Annotated in this window: 17 protein-coding genes and 2 pseudogenes; 2 read left to right on the top strand and 17 right to left on the bottom strand. The window is 68.2% G+C overall.

The window, feature by feature from the left end; translation table 11 throughout:
- Positions 1-237: pseudogene (locus IG84_RS0132240) on the bottom strand (biotin synthase BioB); the annotation flags it as partial.
- A 149-nt stretch (positions 238-386) separates the two neighbouring features.
- Between IG84_RS0132240 and IG84_RS0132235 the strand changes: the two are divergent.
- Positions 387-1520: pseudogene (locus IG84_RS0132235) on the top strand (8-amino-7-oxononanoate synthase); the annotation flags it as partial.
- Positions 1521-1590: 70 nt separating this feature from the next.
- Here the strand turns inward: IG84_RS0132235 and IG84_RS0132230 are convergent.
- Complete coding sequence (locus IG84_RS0132230) at positions 1591-2610, bottom strand: acetyl-CoA carboxylase biotin carboxylase subunit family protein (protein ID WP_078649652.1); 1020 nt, start codon at positions 2608-2610, stop codon at positions 1591-1593.
- Complete coding sequence (locus IG84_RS0132225; protein WP_037801091.1) at positions 2607-3572, bottom strand: carboxyltransferase domain-containing protein; 966 nt, start codon at positions 3570-3572, stop codon at positions 2607-2609. Before IG84_RS0132225 ends, IG84_RS0132230 begins: the two co-directional genes overlap by 4 nt.
- A 164-nt stretch (positions 3573-3736) precedes the next feature.
- On the opposite strand from IG84_RS0132225, the gene IG84_RS0132220 reads away from it, so the two are divergent.
- Positions 3737-5257 (top strand): PucR family transcriptional regulator, encoded by a 1521-nt coding sequence (locus IG84_RS0132220; protein ID WP_031065148.1) that lies wholly within the window; start codon positions 3737-3739, stop codon positions 5255-5257.
- Between the two features lie 58 nt (positions 5258-5315).
- Here the strand turns inward: IG84_RS0132220 and IG84_RS0132215 are convergent, their stop codons facing one another.
- The 14 genes from IG84_RS0132215 to IG84_RS0132150 form a co-directional block, all read right to left on the bottom strand.
- A complete protein-coding gene (locus tag IG84_RS0132215; RefSeq protein ID WP_031065143.1) occupies positions 5316-5702 on the bottom strand; it encodes an SRPBCC family protein in 387 nt (128 codons plus the stop codon).
- A gap of 84 nt (positions 5703-5786) precedes the next feature.
- Positions 5787-5972, bottom strand: coding sequence for a tautomerase family protein (locus IG84_RS0132210; RefSeq protein WP_031065140.1), 186 nt, complete (start codon positions 5970-5972; stop codon positions 5787-5789).
- Positions 5973-6009: 37 nt separating this feature from the next.
- Positions 6010-6966, bottom strand: coding sequence for a 5-oxoprolinase subunit C family protein (locus tag IG84_RS0132205; protein ID WP_031065136.1), 957 nt, complete (start codon positions 6964-6966; stop codon positions 6010-6012).
- A complete protein-coding gene (locus tag IG84_RS0132200; protein ID WP_031065135.1) occupies positions 6956-7852 on the bottom strand; it encodes a 5-oxoprolinase subunit B family protein in 897 nt (298 codons plus the stop codon). Before IG84_RS0132200 ends, IG84_RS0132205 begins: the two co-directional genes overlap by 11 nt.
- Positions 7849-9222 (bottom strand): acetyl-CoA carboxylase biotin carboxylase subunit, encoded by a 1374-nt coding sequence (locus tag IG84_RS0132195; RefSeq protein ID WP_031065131.1) that lies wholly within the window; start codon positions 9220-9222, stop codon positions 7849-7851. The genes IG84_RS0132200 and IG84_RS0132195 overlap by 4 nt, the downstream gene beginning before the upstream one ends.
- Positions 9219-9467, bottom strand: coding sequence for an acetyl-CoA carboxylase (locus IG84_RS0132190; RefSeq protein ID WP_031065119.1), 249 nt, complete (start codon positions 9465-9467; stop codon positions 9219-9221). The genes IG84_RS0132195 and IG84_RS0132190 overlap by 4 nt, the downstream gene beginning before the upstream one ends.
- A gap of 40 nt (positions 9468-9507) precedes the next feature.
- Positions 9508-10230 carry a 5-oxoprolinase subunit PxpA gene (pxpA, locus tag IG84_RS0132185; protein ID WP_031065115.1) on the bottom strand — a complete coding sequence of 241 codons (723 nt, stop codon included), beginning with the start codon at positions 10228-10230 and terminating at the stop codon, positions 9508-9510.
- Between the two features lie 24 nt (positions 10231-10254).
- The gene (locus IG84_RS0132180; RefSeq protein ID WP_031065112.1) at positions 10255-10590 is read right to left on the bottom strand and encodes a monooxygenase system ferredoxin subunit; all 336 of its coding nucleotides are present in this window, start codon (positions 10588-10590) and stop codon (positions 10255-10257) included.
- A 17-nt stretch (positions 10591-10607) separates the two neighbouring features.
- Positions 10608-11645 carry a 2Fe-2S iron-sulfur cluster-binding protein gene (locus tag IG84_RS0132175; RefSeq protein ID WP_031065109.1) on the bottom strand — a complete coding sequence of 346 codons (1038 nt, stop codon included), beginning with the start codon at positions 11643-11645 and terminating at the stop codon, positions 10608-10610.
- 7 nt (positions 11646-11652) lie between these two features.
- The gene (locus IG84_RS0132170) at positions 11653-12639 is read right to left on the bottom strand and encodes a ferritin family protein (protein WP_031065106.1); all 987 of its coding nucleotides are present in this window, start codon (positions 12637-12639) and stop codon (positions 11653-11655) included.
- Complete coding sequence (locus IG84_RS0132165; RefSeq protein WP_051862698.1) at positions 12636-12974, bottom strand: MmoB/DmpM family protein; 339 nt, start codon at positions 12972-12974, stop codon at positions 12636-12638. Before IG84_RS0132165 ends, IG84_RS0132170 begins: the two co-directional genes overlap by 4 nt.
- Positions 12975-12983: 9 nt before the next feature.
- Positions 12984-13238, bottom strand: a complete 255-nt coding sequence (locus IG84_RS0132160) for a toluene-4-monooxygenase system B family protein (RefSeq protein WP_031065100.1) — start codon at positions 13236-13238, stop codon at positions 12984-12986.
- 24 nt (positions 13239-13262) lie between these two features.
- Positions 13263-14759 carry a YHS domain-containing protein gene (locus tag IG84_RS0132155; RefSeq protein ID WP_031065097.1) on the bottom strand — a complete coding sequence of 499 codons (1497 nt, stop codon included), beginning with the start codon at positions 14757-14759 and terminating at the stop codon, positions 13263-13265.
- Positions 14760-14818: 59 nt separating this feature from the next.
- The gene (locus IG84_RS0132150) at positions 14819-15526 is read right to left on the bottom strand and encodes an acetoacetate decarboxylase family protein (RefSeq protein ID WP_031065094.1); all 708 of its coding nucleotides are present in this window, start codon (positions 15524-15526) and stop codon (positions 14819-14821) included.
- Positions 15527-15573: the final 47 nt, after the last annotated feature.

The raw sequence follows: 15573 nt of genomic DNA, 5'->3' as shown, positions 1-15573 counted from the left end.
CTTGGAGCCGAGCCGCTGGGAGCAGTAGGAACAGTCCTCCGGGCACAGGCCCGACTTGAGGTTGACCAGGTAGTTCAGCTTCACCCGCCGCCCGAACCAGTGCCGCCGCACCTTGCCCGCCGCGGCCACCACATCGAGCAGCTCGTCATCGGAGGTCTCCAATACGGCGCGTGCTTCGGCCCGCGTCGGCAGCTCGCGCCGAAGTCCCTTGTCCACCAGTGTGTTCAGCAAGTCCATGGCGCAGATCCTCGTCCGCCGTCACTCGCCCCGGCCATAGGACGGGTGGGACAACGGCGCCGGACCCGTTGTGCGTACCGCGCAGAGCCGGGCCGCGTCCGCTCGACGGTACGTTCCACCGAACGAATCCGGCCGACAGAGGATGGACGATGTCCCAGGAACCTTTCAGCTGGCTCGACGATGCCCACGCGACACGAGAGCGCGCGGGTCTCGTGCGGACCCTGCGGCCCCGTACCGCCGACTCCCCGCTGCTGGACCTCGCCGGCAATGACTACCTCGGCCTTGCCCGCCACCCCGAGGTCACCGAGGCCGCCGCCCGGGCCGCCCGGCGCTGGGGCGCGGGCGCCACAGGTTCGCGGCTGGTCACCGGATCCACCGAGCTGCACGCCGCGCTGGAGACGGAGCTCGCCGACTTCTGCGGTGCCGAGGCCGCCCTCGTCCTCTCCTCCGGCTACGCCGCCAACCTAGCCGCCGTCACCGCCCTGACCGGTCCTGGCGCCCTCATCGTCTCCGACGCCGCCAACCACGCCTCGCTCATCGACGGCTGCCGCCTCTCCCGCGCCGAGACCGCTGTCGTGCCGCACGCCGACCCCGACGCCGTGCGCAAGGCACTGCAAGGCCACGCCGGACCCGCGCTGGCCGTCACCGACTCCGTCTTCTCCGTCGACGGCGACGCCGCCCCGCTGCCCGCCCTCGCCGCCGCCTGCCGCCGGCACGGCGCAGCACTGCTCATCGACGACGCCCACGGCCTGGGCGTCCTCGGAGACGGCGGCCGAGGTGCCCCGTACGCGGCGGGCCTGGCCGGAGATGCCGATACGGTCACCACCGTCACCCTCTCCAAGTCCCTGGGCAGTCAGGGCGGCGCCGTTCTCGGCCCGGCCCGCGTCATCAACCACCTGGTCAATGCCGCCCGCACCTTTATCTTCGACACCGGACTCGCCCCCGCCGCCACCGGAGCCGCCCTCGAAGCGCTGCGCTTGCTGCGCCGGGAGCCGCAGCGCGCGGGCCGCGCCCGTACCGTCGCCGCCGAACTGTATTGCCGGCTGACCGGGGCCGGGCTCACCGCAGCCCGCCCCGACGCTGCTGTCGTCTCCGTACAGGCGCCCTCACCCGAGGCGGCCCTCCGCTGGGCGGCCGACTGCCGCGCGGCCGGGCTGCACGTGGGCTGCTTCCGGCCGCCCTCCGTGCCGGACGGGATCTCCCGGCTGCGGCTGACCGCCCGCGCCGACCTCACCGGCGAGCAGGTGGCTCAGGCGACTGCGGCAGTCGTGCGGACGGCTCCCGCGGGTGCACGGCGGCCCGATGGCGAGCGCTCATCCGATGATCGAGCTCAGCGACCTCCCGTGCTCGCCCTCACAGGGGTTCGAGCTGCTCCGGACGGAGAATGAACTGAGCGTGCTCATCCAGTCCGGCGGCCTGGTCGAGATCGATCTCGCGCAGTCGCACGGTGTCGCGGCCGGGACGGAGCTGCCCGATCTTCCACAGGCTCGCGTGGGCGACCGTGGCGACGACGGCGGACCCGCCGGAGACGTGACCGTCCGGTCCGAGGACGGTGAGGGTGTCGCCGTACGCCAGGATGCCGCCGAGCGGATAGCAGCCGTCCAGGACGCTGGAAGGATGACCACCGGCTATGTCGCCGCTGTCACGGGCCCAACGGAACCGGTGCGGGTGAAAGCGTGTCGCCGCGCGGTCGGAGCTGACGTCAACACGCCACTCATTGCTCAGGAGTTCTTTGTAGTCGGCTTCGGTGAGGAACTCCGGATCGGCGTGCGGACCGCGAAGGATTTCGATCTCCCAGTCACTGGTGTACCGCGGCCGCAGGTCGACCGGAAGGCGGTAACCCCGCCTGCGGGCGGTACGGCCGGCATACGCGTTGAGAACGTCGGCAGGTGCCAGCGCGCGCCCGTCCAGCCCGCCGATTCCGCCCACCAGGAATGTGGACATGGAACCGAACACCTCGGGCACGGCGATACCACCGGAGACCGCGAGGTACAGCCGGAAACCAGGTCCGCGGGCCACGCTGCAACGCAACGAGTCGCCCTCGGAGACAGGAACCGCTTGCCAGGTGGGCACTGGCCTGTCGTTGAGTGTGACGTCGACGCCGCTGGCTCCGCAGACCGCGACAAGACCGCTGCACAACGCCACAGCGTGGAACCGGCCGCGCGGGATTTCCAGCGCGGCCGCTCCCGGTCGGTTCCCGACGAGAACGTTGGCCACGCGGAACGCGAGATGGTCCGCCGGTCCGGCCGGAAAGAAGCCGAGCGACTGGAGTCCGAGTCGGCCAGGATAGTCCTGCACCGTGGTTTGCAGGCCCGGGTCGACTATCTCCAGCGCCGGCACGGTTTTCCGGTCAGTGTGTCCGGTGCTTGTCACGGTACCTTCACCTCGCGCATAGCGGCGGTGAGCTCGAGATGACGGCTCCGCACTTCATCGGAGACGCGGGAGACCTCGGCAAGGTGCTCGGCGATCGAGTACTGGCCGACTTCGATGCGGTATTCGTAGGTTCCCTCGAACACCTGGCGCCTGAGTTCGATGAGCTCGCTCTCCTCGACCCTTTCGAACCGCACGCGGTCACCGAAGAGGAACAGGACGGGATCGAGGAGCCGGCTCCGTTCGTTCCGGAAGAGGTCGGTGATCGGGAGGGTACGGCCGAGGAGTTGATAGCTCCCGGGCGTTTCGAGCGGATGGATGACGATGCAGGGACCGCCCAGACCGACAGCGCCTTCGGCCGTCCACGTCCGCGCGGGGTTGTACTTCGGTGCCGCGACTTTGCAGCGCGGATCCATCGGGAGAAGCGAGGGCAGGCCGGGATAGAAGCCGGTGAAGGCGTTCCACCACTCGGTCCGCAGGATCGTCGAGTACAGCGCCTCGCGGTCGGCGAAACCGTTGTAACGGGCCACGTAGTCCACGTTGTTTCCGTTCACCACGTTCGGGGCATCGGGCCGAACGGTGATCAGGTAACGGTGGATGGCTTCCCGCGAGGTCGAGTCGTCGAAGGCGATGGGGAGCACGATGCGGCGGCTGGGCACGGTCAGCGAGGACGGCGGAGGGACCTCATGATGCACTGCTTCCAACGCCTCGACGACAGCGGACTGAGAGGTCTGCCGGGGAGAGAAACGGACGAGCAGGGACCGCAGCCCGGGAGCGGTTTCGGCCACTCCGGGTATCGGGCAGGCAGCGATGCGTCTGGCGACCGCGTGCACAAAGAAGTTGGCGCACAGATCCACCGTTGCCTCGGCGCCGTACTCGACGAGCACATAACGGTCGCCGGCGGACCGATAGGTGACCGTCGGCCGGTCTTCGGGCAGTTCGGAACGCTCAATGATCGCGGCCATCGGTCCTCTCTCCGAGCGGCGTGTCAAGGAGTGGGGGGATCGGGTCTCGGGGCTGTGGCGGTTCCGGCTTCGATGTTAAGTTCCAGCACCATACATGGACATGGCCGAAACTACTCGGGCCTCCGCAACCTCGCTCGGGTCCTCCGTGAACTTCGGGAGTGCAGATGAGCCTTACTCTGCAGGCGCTGGTCAACAAGCGTGAACTCGGCCTCTCCGTCCGAACGGGCGCCGAACACCTCCACCGCGGGGTGAAGTGGGCGCTGGTCAGCGAGCACCCCGACCCCTCGGTGTTTCTGGAGGGCGGCGAGTTCGTCCTTACCACCGGTTCGCGGCTCTCCCCCGACGCGTCCGAACACCGCCGCTATGTGTCCCGGCTGGTCGAAGCGGGAGCCGTGGCGCTCGGTTTCGGCCTGAGCGGTCAGTACCCGGCGGTGCCGGACGACCTCGCGGAGGCCGCGCACCAGGCGTCGTTGCCACTGCTCTCGGTTTCCGAGGACGCGGCGTTCGCGGACATCAGCCGGTATGTCGGAAACTGCCTCGTCGACGAGCAGCAGCGGGCTCTGACCTTCGCCGTCGCCGCACAGCGTGACCTGGCGAGGGCTGCCCTCTCGCCCAGTGTGGCCCGCGCGATCGTCAGCCGATTGGCCAAGGCGTTGCGTTGTTGGGTGCTGGTGCTCGATCAGGAGGGTGACCTCCGTGCCGGCACCGCCGTCGGACGCATGCATCTGCCCCGGGTGCGGATCGACCTCGCGCGGCTTCGTGACGGTGACACGGGACGGAGCCTGTCGATGACGGTGGGGGGTGACTCGGTGATCCTCATGCCGCTTGCGGTCGGCGGACGCGTCCGGGGCTTCCTCGCCGTCGGCCGTTCGCTGAGCTTCACCGCCTCCGACCAGGCGATCATCATCACTGCCGTGTCGCTGTTGTGCGCCGACCTGCAGGGCCGGGGAGGAGCACTGCACCTGGCCCGCCAGCATCGGCTTGCCGTCGTGAAGATCGCCATCGAGGGCGAGCCGGCCCTGGCGGAATCGATCAGTACGGTACTCGAGACGGGCTGGCCCGAGGGCCGGCTCCGGGTTGCTCTGCTGGGCGTCCCCGTCCGTCACGAGCTCGAACTGCTCGAGTGCGCGGAGAACGATCACGCTTTGCTGAGCCTGGGTGCGTTGGTGGCGGTGTGGGACAAGGGGCGTGTGGTCGTCCTCCTGCCGCAGGCGGAGGGCGACATCCGGACCTTGGAGTCGTTGCTGCGGCAGGTTCCCTACGCCCGTGGCGCGGTGAGCGAGCCGGCCCCGGGAGGCGAGCTCCCGGACGCCTGGCGCAAGGTCCACTCGGTGTTCAACGCGGCGCCCGACGCCAACAGAAAGCTGGTGGTCGCGGGGGACGTCGCGACCATGGGCCTGATGCGTCACCTGATGAACCCCGAGGCACGGGCCTGGGCGGAGACGCTGCTGCAGCCTCTGACGGACAGCGGCAACGGCAAGTCCAAGATCGACCTGCGGCATACGTTGTGGACGTTCCTCGCCCACAACGGCCAGGTCGACGCGTCGGCGTCGGCACTGGGAATCCACCGCCACACTCTGCGCTACCGCATGACGAAGGTGGCCGAGGCGTTGGAGTGCGACATCGACGACCCCGCGACGCGCAGTGAGCTCTGGTTCGCGTTGCAACTCGACGATCAGGTGTGAGTGGCCCCGTGACGGACCGGCGCCCCGGCCGTCGCCGGGGACGGGCAGCAGCAGCGTGTCAGCGCACGCAGGCGGCGAGGTGCTGCACCGCTTCCTCGACGGCCGGGCCGAATGCCTCCCCCAGCGTCGCCGGCTCGATCTCGGTGCTGTACACGAGCAGCGACCGCTGCCCGACGTCGAAGATGTCGATCGTTCCGAGGTGATGCTCGACCGGGAGGTCACCGCCGACGACCCGGTACTGGAACCGCCGCAGCCGAGGGTCGCGGGTGACGATGGACTCCTCGAGCCGGGTGCCGTCTTCGAGGGTGACCGTCCGGTGGGTGTCGTCACCGGTGGACGTGGTGATGGCGGGGAACCAGTCGCTGATGTGCGCGGCGTCGCTCACCACCTTCCAGAGAACATCGGGAGCGCAGTCGAGCAGGGCGTGCGAGCGAAGTGTGGTCATGACTACTCCTGTGGAGACGGGGCGAGGACGCCGTCGGCCGGCCGAGCGGGCCGGCCGACGGCGTCACGGCGCGGGTGGCTGTCGTCAGCCGTCGGCGAAGAGCTTGCCTGCGCGGGCCCAGTTCTCCTTGTCGACGTCGGTGAAGACGATGCCGACGGAATCCGGGTCGCATTTGCCGATACGGCAGATCTCGCGGGTGAGGACTTCAGCCAGTTCGCGCCGCTGCTCGACGGAGCGGCCGGTGAACCAGTCGATGCGGACGTGCGGCATGGGGGCTCTCCCTTGTCCGGGTAAAGAAGTCGGCTGTCTAGGTGAAGAGGTCGGCAAGCCGCTGGGACCGCTGCCGGTAATCGCGGCGCGCTGCCATGGCCTCATCGAGGCTGACCTCGACGAATCGCGTACGGGTGTTGGGTGCGGACTGGGCGACCACGTCGAGGTCCCCGCTGATCACGGTGGCGATCATCATGTAGCCGCCGCCGGAGACCGCGTCGCGGTGGAGGACGATCGGCTCGATCCCTCCGGGGACCTGGATGGAACCGATCGGGTAGGGGGCGTCGACGATGTTCGATGGGTCCTGCCCGGCGCCGAAAGGCGGAGTGCGTTTGATGAGTTCCAGCTCCGAGCCCTTGTACCGGAAGCCCACGCGGTCGGCGACCGGGGTGAGGGTCCAGGTCGTGTCCAGGAAGTCCGCTCGCCCCTGCGGGGCCAGGACGTGGTCGTAGAGACCCATGACCACGCGGACCTCGACCTCCTTGCTCAGCACCGGCCGCAGGGATTCGGGTATGACACGGCCCGCGGTGGTGCTGGAGCCCGGACCGATCGGCAGGAGGTCTCCGGCCGCGAGCGGCCGGCCGAGCCCGCCGAGCCCGTACGTGGAACGGCTGCCCAGCATCACGGGGCCGTCGATACCGCCCGCGACGGCGACGTAAGCGCGGGCGCCGGCCTTGACGAATTCAAAATCGAGCACGTCACCGGCGGCGACGGGGAAGGACTCCCACAGGGGGCGTGCTTCGCCGTTGACCCGGGGTGACAGCTCCGCGCCGGTCACGGCGATGGTGGCCGGTTCGGTGAAGCTGAGCTCCGGACCCATGTAAACGCACTCGAGTGCGGCGGCGTGGGGCGGGTTACCCACGAGATGGTTGGCTGCTGTCAGGGCGTACTGATCGAGTGCCCCGGACGGTGGGATGCCGACGTCGTAGTAACCGTTGCGACCTGCGTCCTGGAGCGTGGTGGACAGGCCCGGCTTGTGCACCTCAATCGGCACGGAGCACCTCCAGCATGCGGGAGTTGAAGCCGTCGGGATCGTCGAGGAAGGGTTCCAGGCGGAAATCGAAGGGCCTGGAACGGATGCGGTACGTGCCCGCTTCGACCTGCTTGACGTGCTCGTCGTACTGGTCGCGATCGATCGGGGTGAACTTGACGATGTCACCGGGCCTGAAGAAGACCAGGGAGTCCTCGAAATCGGGCAGTTCCTGACCCGGGTCGTAGATGGGCGCCGGGGTGACCCCGAACATCTGGTATCCGCCGGCACCACGCACGGAGTAGATGCAGCCGAAGCAGCCCCCGTGTCCCACCGTCTGCTTGGGGGTGTCGGTGCGTGGCCGCAGGTACTTGGGAACGATCAGTTGCCGGTCCTGAGGGACCATCTGGAACATGAAGGGAAGCCCTGCCACAAAGCCCACCATGGAAGTGATCCAGGGCGACTGCGAATGCGCGGCGATGAACTCCCGGGTGTCGGACATCCCGTTGATGCGGGCCGCGTATTCGATGTCGGTGGCGTCCGGGTCCTGGTGATGGTCGCGGAAGCGCTGGAGTGTCTCGGTCGTCCACGGGTCCTCGTAGAGGACGGGGATCTCGACGATGCGAGTGGCGAGACTGAAGTCGATGGCGTCGCCGACCTGCTTCTCGATGTCCCGCAGCAGTTCGAGCAGCGTGTGCGGCTCGATGACGTCCGGGTTGTAACGCACCTGGTAGGACGCGTTGGCCGGACAGATCTCGAGGACGCCTTCGGGGCGCTGCTCACGCAGTGAGGTGGTGATCGCCATGGCACGGAAGTTCGCGCGCAGGCTCATCGACTCGGCGAGCTCGACGAAGATGTGCTCGTCACCGCCCCAGCTGTACCGCGCTGTGGTGGATTCGGCCGTCGTCATGCCACTGCCCCCGTCCCACTTGGCTTCGCGCGCTCCGCGAGCCAGTCCTCAAGGGTGCCGGTGTTGAACTCACCGCTCGCGAACCAGGGCTGGTCGATGATCTCGGTCAGTAGCGTCGTTGTGGTGGGGACGCCTTCGACGGTGAATTCACCGAGTGCACGGCGCGCGCGCCTCAGGGCGGTGGGGCGGTCCTCGCCCCAGACGACGACCTTGGCAATGAGCGAGTCGTAGAACGGAGACACCGCACCGCCTGGTCGCAGCCAGGTGTCGGTGCGCACCCAGGGCCCGCCGGGGAGTTCGACGTGTCCGATACGGCCCGGCCCTGGCATGAAGCCGCGGTCGGGGTCCTCGGCGCAGATCCGGAACTCGACGGCGTGGCCGCGCTTCGTCACATCGGACTGGCCGATGTTCAGTGGTTCACCTGACGCGATGCGGAGTTGCCGGGCCACCAGGTCGATCCCGGTGATCAGCTCCGTAACGGGGTGTTCCACCTGGATCCGGGTGTTCATCTCGATGAAGAAGAACTCCCCGGTGTCATCGTCCACGAGGAATTCGCAGGTGCCGGCGCTGCGGTAGCCGACTTCCCGGCACAGTCGCACCGCCGCCGCGGTCATCGCGGCGCGGATGTCCGCATCGACCCCCGGAGCGGGGGCCTCCTCGATGACCTTCTGCCGGCGACGTTGCAGCGAGCACTCCCGCTCGAAGACGTGGATGGCGTCCGTGCCATCGCCGAGCACCTGGACCTCGACGTGCCGAGCGCTGCGGATGAACCGCTCCAGGTACATGCGACCGTCGCCGAACGCACTGGCCGCTTCACCCGAGGCAGTCGGGAAGGCCGACCTGAGCTCTGCCTCGTCGTTCACCACCCGGATTCCGCGGCCACCGCCGCCCGCGGCAGCCTTGAGCATCACGGGATAGCCGACCTCGGCCGCGGCCGCCACCGCGGCCGAGACGTCGGAGACACCGTCCACCGTGCCGGGGACGGTGGGCACCCCTGCGGCCATCGCGACCTGCCGGGCACGGACCTTGTCACCCATCTGCTCGATGACCGAGGCGTCCGGTCCCACGAACGTCAGCCCGGCGTCGGCGACGGCTGCCGCGAAGTCGGCACGCTCGGAGAGAAAGCCGTATCCCGGGTGCACCGCGTCGGCGCCCGCCTCGCGCGCCGCGGCGACGATGCCGGCGGGCAGGAGGTAACTCTTGGTCGCGGGCGCGGGGCCGATGGGGACGACCGTGTCGGCGAGGCGGGCATGTGCCGCGTCGAGGTCCGCCTCACTGGCCACGGCCACGGTCTCTATCCCGAGGTCACGGGCCGCGCGGATGATCCGTACCGCGATCTCGCCGCGGTTGGCCACGAGCAGGCGCTTCATCCTTCCACCTCCAGGATCACGAGCACTTGCCCGGCATCGACGACGGAGTCCCCCTCGGCCACGAAGTCGACCACCGCCCCCGCTACGCCGGCCGGCACCGGGTGAAAGGACTTCATGACTTCCACCAGGCCGACCGGGTCGTCCGCTGTGACGGTCTGCCCCGGCTTGACGTACTCGGGGCTGTTGGGGTCCGGCCTGCGATAGAAGACGCCTGGGATGGGTGAGACCACCTCATGACGCGGCATCAGCACACCTCGCTTTCACTGAGTGGTTCGGCTTCGGTGATCAGGTCAGGTACGGCTGCAGGGCCTCGTGGACGGACTTCGCGAGGTCGACGGCGCCCGGGGTGTCGGAGTGGATGCAGATGCAGTCGGCCCGCATCGGGATGTCCTTGCCGTCGACCGACGTCGCGACTCCCTCGGTCACCGCGCGTACGGAGCGCTCGGCGGCGACGGCGGGGTCGTACGCGGCGTGCTCGCGGGTGATGATCAACGAGCCATCGGCGCGGTAGTCGAGGTCGGTGTAGTACTCGGCGATGAAGCCGGGGCCACGGGATCCCCACACCTGTTCGTGCATCGTGTTCGCCATACCCATCAGCGGCACGTCGAAGACGTCCGCGGCGTCCGCGATGGCAACGGCGACTTCTTCGTTGCGGGAGGCCAGCCCGTAGAGAGCGCCGTGCGGCTTGATGTGGTTCAGCGGCATCCGCTCGGCCTCGAGGAAGGCCGAAAGGGCTCCGACCTGGTAGAGGACGGCGGCGGTGAGTTCGTCCCGTTCCAACTTCATCTCGCGCCGGCCGAAGCCGTCGCGGTCCGGGAGCGAGGGGTGGGCGCCGACCTTGACGCCGTGCCTCTTCGCCAGTGCGACCGTCTTCTGCATGACGACCGGGTCCGAGGCGTGATAGCCGCAGGCGACGTTCGCGACGGTGATGTAGGGCATGATGCCTTCGTCGTCACCACAGCGGTAGATGCTGTAGGACTCGCCCATATCGCAGTTGATGGCAACCATGTGGTCTTCTTCTCCTTGTCTCGATCAGGAATGGGCGACTTTGGGGGTATCGCCTTCGGGGTCGATGTAGACGTCGTCGCCGTCGACCTTGACCGGGTAGCGGGCCAGCCGCGCGTGTCCCGGGTTGATGCCTTCACAGGTGGCCAGGTCGAAGGACCACAGGTGGCTCTTGCAGACGAGGGTCGTCTTGCTCAGCTCTCCCTCGACGAGCTCGACCTGCTGGTGCGGGCAGATCGCCTGGGTGGCGACGACCTGGCCGCCGTCGAGGTGCGCGATGAGCACTTCGCGGCCGGCCACCTCGAAGGACTCCATATCGCCCTCCCAGACGTCGTCCAGGCTGCACACTCGGACAAATCCCATCGGTCGGTGTTCCTTTCTCAGCAGAACCGGTCGAAGTGGAGCTGGTCTGCGGTGAGCCCCTTCTCCAGTACGAGCGTGCGCGCGAGCGCGTCGGTCATGGCGGGTGGTCCTGCCGCGTAGAAGGTGAAATCGGTGAGGGTGTCGCCCAGCACGTCGAGGACGGCCTCGTGCAGGAAACCGCGGTAGGGGCTTCCCCCCGTCCCGAGCGCCTCGGCACCGTCAGGACTCGTCCCCGAGACCGCAGTGTGAAAGTGCAGTGCGCCGAGGCGCGACTGTGCCAACTCCAGTGCGGCCGGCCGGAAGAGGTCCGCAGGGGACCGGCCGCCCAGGAAGAGGTGCACGGTCCGGCTGTCCGCGTCGGGCAGTGCGGCCGCCCCGAGAAGCACGCTGATCATCGCCCCGACGCCCGAGCCGCCACCGACGCATACGGCATGGGGGTTGTCCCGTCGCAGATAGGCGTGTCCGTACGGGCCGTCGAGCACGACGCGCGCACCGACTTCCAGCTTGTCGAACAGGATGGAGGTCGCCTCGCCGCCCGGCGCCCGCTTGACGACGAATCTCCACTCCCCGTAGCAGTTGCCGACGTTGCTCATCGAGTAGGCGCGCTCGACCTGGCCCTCCGGAAGCAGCAGCATCGCGTACTGACCAGGGCTGAAGGCCGCCGGCCTTCCGGTGACGAACACGAACTCGGACATGTCGTGGGTCAGTGGGCGGATCTCCCGCAGCGTCGCCGTCTGCCGCAACGGCCGGTGGGGCGCGCTCTCCGCCTTCGCACCCAAGCGGACGGTGCAGGAGGTGAGCGGCTCGCTCTGGCAGGCGAGACGGCGGTGCTTGCGGCGGTCCCGGGCAGTGAGCCCGGGTGCGTCGGGGCGACGGTCACGCACCTCGCCCTCGAGGAGCTCGTAGCGGCAGCTTCCGCAGGAGCCACTGTTGCATTCGTAGCTCAGTCCGACTCCTGCCCGGAGAGCGGCGCGCAGCAGCGTGTCCCCCTCCGAGCAGGCGAAGCGAACGTCGGACCCGTCCACCGAGACCGTGTGTTCGGTTCGATGCGTCATCGGTGAGTCAGCCCCCGATGCCCAGCTGGCGCTGGAAGAACCTGACAGCGGCGATGGCGTTGTCGGCCGCCTCCGCGTTCTCGGGCACCTCCTCGCCGTAGGCGCGGAGCGCACTGGTGGCCAGCGGCTGCCACTTCTCGACCCAGCTCTTGAGCTGCGGCAGGTTGGTGTCCACCGCCGCCATGTGCGCGACGAGCGCACCGGTCCACCGGCGAGAGCGCTCACTGTCGCGCAGTGCGGCCTCCGCCAGCAGCGCGTGCAGGACGTCGTCGTGGCGGCGGGCGCTGACACCGAGCTGGCGGAAGACCATCTCGTCGATGGCCGGCTTGGCGACGACATTGAGTGCGACGAATGCCTCGGCCCAGTCGAATGTGACGAGCTGTCGTTCCATCAGCTCGCGGAAGCCCTGCCAGGCGGGCAGTTCTTCCCACAGCTCGCGCTCGCGCTGACCGAAGCCGACCCCGGGGTGCGCCAGGCCCAGTTCCGCCGTGCGGTATGCCACGTTGGACAGCCAGCGCAGCGAGTCGGCGGCCTGGAAGGCGGCGCAGTTGGCGATCGTGCTGGACGGTGCCATGTGCACGAGGTACGCACTGGCCATCTGCACCGTGTGCAGCAGGTAGCGGCTGGGCGTGTAGAGCTGGGCCAGGGTGGCGGTCCACTCCGGGGCCAGGCCCTTGTCGTGCCCTTCGGCATTGTGCTGGTCGAGCAGCCCCTCGACGTAGGTTTCCTGGCCGTCCTGCTGGATGTTGTACGTGCGGTAGACCAGCTCGTCCGGGTCCCGGAAGGCGTTCCAGTCCGGGTGCGTGATCGGGCTCTGGTTCCGGTGCTCGCGGTAGAAGTCCGCCATGAAACCGGTGTGGCCGACGTCCCAGGGCTGCTCGGCGTCCCGGGTGTGCCAGAGCAGATTGGTCGAGACGATCTCGTACTCGCTGGGCTTGCGCCGCCGCGCGGCCAGGTGGCCCCAGGTCTTGAGCGGCTTCAGCGGAGTGGTCATGAGAGGGCCTCCTCGTGGCCGGCTCCGGCCGGCTGCTGGAAGGTGTGGAAGAAGCGGAAGACATCGCTGCCGGTCTCGATGCGCCCGACGAAGGACGGCATGATCAGCTCGAGCTCGGACATCTTGAAGGGACGGCCCAGCTCCTCGGCGATCGTTGCCCGGCGCAGGATGCATTCACCGTCCGCGACCTCGATACGGACGTAGGAGCCGCGGTCGCGGACCTCGACCCGGTGCCCGGCGTTGTCGATCACAGCCGCGTCGGCGACTGCGCGGGCGACCTCACCGGACTGGAGGACCGGTCCGACGGGATCGATGATGCGTTCACTGTTGGTCATCGGTCTTCCTCACTCGAAATAGATCTCGATGCACTGCGTGGGGGTGAGGCCGGCCTTCTCGACCGTGTCGGTGCGTTCGTACGGTGCGTCCGCGCCCTGCTTGCGGACGCGCATCGTGCGTTCCGGCTGGTCCGCGACGTGGATGCCGACGGAGTTGGCGGCGGCGGCCGCCGCCACTTCGTCCATGGTGTGGTGGGTGTCGACCGGCAGCAGCTTGAGGACGAAGTCGCCGTCGAAGTGCGCGGCCAGGGGGATGAGTGCCATGAATGAGCCTCCTTGGACGGCCGGTCAGCCGGCCGTCGCGAGCTGCTTGCGGTAGCTGTCGAGCCAGGCGAACCCATGCGCGTCCTCACCGCCGGGGCCGACGGTGCCGAGGCCCATGTACTCCAGGACGCCACCGAGGTCGGCGGGCTGGATGTCGCCGCCGAGGAAGCGGTCGACGAGGTTCTTGTGGTGGCGGTAGCGCTCCGGGTCGTCCTGGAAGATCCACTTGTCCACTTCGGAAGCGAAGTGGTAGCGGCGGCCCTCGTGCACCAGGGAGATGTCACGCAGCGTCCGCGAGGGCGTTCCCACGATCGGCAACTGGGAGACGTTGCAGACCATCGGCAGGGTGCCGGGCACCGTCCTGTCCATCCGGCCGTTGGCCATGTTGTCGATGAGGACGTCCCAGACCTTGCCGAAGGTGTCGTTCCACCCGGGGTACTTCTCCTCCAGCCAGTCCCGCTCCTCCGGGCTCACCCCTGCGGCGGGGTCCCACCACAGCGTCGGCCGCCAGGAGTAGGTTCCGAGGTGCTGTCCGTGGTGGTGCTCGGAGATGTCCCGCAGGAAGATGTCCCAGTACCAGGGCTTCGACAGCCCCAGGTCCTCCAGGGACCGCATGAACTGCGTGACGATCCACTCCTCCATGAACTCCTTGAAGGACGCCTCTCGCACGCCGAGCGGCACGTAGTAGTCCATGGGGATGCCCGACAGGATCGTGAAGAGCCGGTAGGAGCGCCAGAAGGCGATGTCGATCTTCTTCTGGGCCTGCTCCTTCTGCCCGTTCTCGATGAGCATCTGCAGCAGCGGCGTACCGAGTTGTGCGTGCCGTGCCTCGTCGGACTGGATGCTCTGGATCAGCTTCGAGAAGGTGAAGTCGCCGGCCTTTGCCGCGTCCCCGGACAGTCCGATGAACTGCAGGTTGGTGAACCCGGTCTCGAAGGAGAAGTTCGCGAAGATCGACGTGGAGAGCGCGTCGCGGGTCATCATCACGTCGTCGAAGAAGTGACGCGCCCCGAGCGCGACCCAGTTGTCGCTCCACATCGCCGCGTGGGACCACTCGAACTGCCGGTCCTTACTGACGTACTCGTGCGGGAAGAACAGCTGGATCTGACCGTGGCGGATCTCGTCGAGCATGCCGAAGGTCGCCATGTTGCGCATACCCGGCGCCTTGGACCACCGCACGAAGCGGGCTTCCTGGAACGAGGCGCCGTACTCGACGAGTGCGACCGCGGCGTAGTGCTCCTTGAGGATGGAGATCCAGCCCGGGTCGGCCTTGTTGTAGAGGTCGGCCCGCTCCAGTGCGGCCTTGACCGAGTAGGCGCCGGCATCCTTCTGCCGCTGGATGTCGACGTACTCCCGGTAGCTGATCTTGTACGGCTCGTCGTAGGTCGCCCAGATCTCGTCGGGCAGCCCCTCGCCGCCGCTGAGCTCCGGCGGGAAGAGCTCGTCCTGGGTCACGTAGCGCGGTGCCCACTCGGTGCTGCGCGCGATGTCGTACCACTGCGCGCGTTCCAGCAGAGCCATGCTTACTCCTTGGACAGTTGTTACGGGATGAGAAGTTCGGGAGTACCGGCGGCTGTCGGTCAGCCGCCGTGTTCCGAGCCCAGCGGGCCCTCTCCGCCCGGGTAACAGAACGTCATCGAGGGGGCGTAGAAACCGAACGTCACCGTGAGCGGATCGGCGGGCCGGAGCTGGTAGGTCGGGTGGTTCTCGTCGAGGAATTCGAAGGACAGGACCTCGAAGTCTTCGGCGACATCGGCGACGAAGGGATAGCGGCCGCTGAGGAACTCCCCGTCCCGGCGGGTGAGGTAGCGAAGCTGTCCCACGGTGCGTTGCGGTGTGCCGATGTTGACGCGAGCGGTCGTACGGATGACGGGTCGCCCACCGATCACCGTCGTGGCGACGAGCGTGTCACCGTCGAGGTCGAGGCTCGTAGTGCCGGGTTCACCAGCAGGAACACCGCGCGCGGCGGCGTACTCCGTCATGACGGCCGAGCTGTTGTGATAGTGCGTCCACCACCGGCCCGGCACACCGTCCTCGGTGTCCAGCCCGGCGAGATTCGCCCCGAGATAGGTCAGTGAGTACGCGCCGAACGTCTCGGCAGAGCCACTGGAGGACGTCTGATCAGCGCCTTCGACGACGTACTGGTTGATGTAGCACGACCGGTCCTCGGCGGGGGTCAGCCCATCGGGAACCAGCTTGGTGACGGCGTCCGGGTCCGCGGGGATCCAGACCATGTACAGGGTTCGAGAGTCGGTGATCAGCTGCGGGGGATGCAGTGTCGTGCCCATGGCGCCTCCTGGCTCCCCGTTGGAATCCCTGGGTGCAGAGTCGGTGC

Origin of the sequence: Streptomyces ochraceiscleroticus, from assembly GCF_000720485.1 — a bacterium.
Lineage (GTDB): Bacteria > Actinomycetota > Actinomycetes > Streptomycetales > Streptomycetaceae > Streptomyces > Streptomyces ochraceiscleroticus.
The sequence above is the reverse complement of the archived record's forward strand: the minus strand, read 5'-3'. Positions and strand labels throughout refer to the sequence as shown.

Bases quoted from the DNA above. Each gene is read 5' to 3' on its own strand.
- IG84_RS0132225 (WP_037801091.1), bottom strand. From the start codon at position 3,572: ATGGCCGCGATCATTGAGCGTTCCGAACTGCCCGAAGACCGGCCGACG.
- IG84_RS0132220 (WP_031065148.1), top strand. From the start codon at position 3,737: ATGAGCCTTACTCTGCAGGCGCTGGTCAACAAGCGTGAACTCGGCCTC.
- IG84_RS0132215 (WP_031065143.1), bottom strand. From the start codon at position 5,702: ATGACCACACTTCGCTCGCACGCCCTGCTCGACTGCGCTCCCGATGTT.
- IG84_RS0132210 (WP_031065140.1), bottom strand. From the start codon at position 5,972: ATGCCGCACGTCCGCATCGACTGGTTCACCGGCCGCTCCGTCGAGCAG.
- IG84_RS0132200 (WP_031065135.1), bottom strand. From the start codon at position 7,852: ATGACGACGGCCGAATCCACCACAGCGCGGTACAGCTGGGGCGGTGAC.
- IG84_RS0132195 (WP_031065131.1), bottom strand. From the start codon at position 9,222: ATGAAGCGCCTGCTCGTGGCCAACCGCGGCGAGATCGCGGTACGGATC.
- IG84_RS0132190 (WP_031065119.1), bottom strand. From the start codon at position 9,467: ATGCCGCGTCATGAGGTGGTCTCACCCATCCCAGGCGTCTTCTATCGC.
- pxpA (WP_031065115.1), bottom strand. From the start codon at position 10,230: ATGGTTGCCATCAACTGCGATATGGGCGAGTCCTACAGCATCTACCGC.
- IG84_RS0132180 (WP_031065112.1), bottom strand. From the start codon at position 10,590: ATGGGATTTGTCCGAGTGTGCAGCCTGGACGACGTCTGGGAGGGCGAT.
- IG84_RS0132175 (WP_031065109.1), bottom strand. From the start codon at position 11,645: ATGACGCATCGAACCGAACACACGGTCTCGGTGGACGGGTCCGACGTT.
- IG84_RS0132170 (WP_031065106.1), bottom strand. From the start codon at position 12,639: ATGACCACTCCGCTGAAGCCGCTCAAGACCTGGGGCCACCTGGCCGCG.
- IG84_RS0132165 (WP_051862698.1), bottom strand. From the start codon at position 12,974: ATGACCAACAGTGAACGCATCATCGATCCCGTCGGACCGGTCCTCCAG.
- IG84_RS0132160 (WP_031065100.1), bottom strand. From the start codon at position 13,238: ATGGCACTCATCCCCCTGGCCGCGCACTTCGACGGCGACTTCGTCCTC.
- IG84_RS0132155 (WP_031065097.1), bottom strand. From the start codon at position 14,759: ATGGCTCTGCTGGAACGCGCGCAGTGGTACGACATCGCGCGCAGCACC.
- IG84_RS0132150 (WP_031065094.1), bottom strand. From the start codon at position 15,526: ATGGGCACGACACTGCATCCCCCGCAGCTGATCACCGACTCTCGAACC.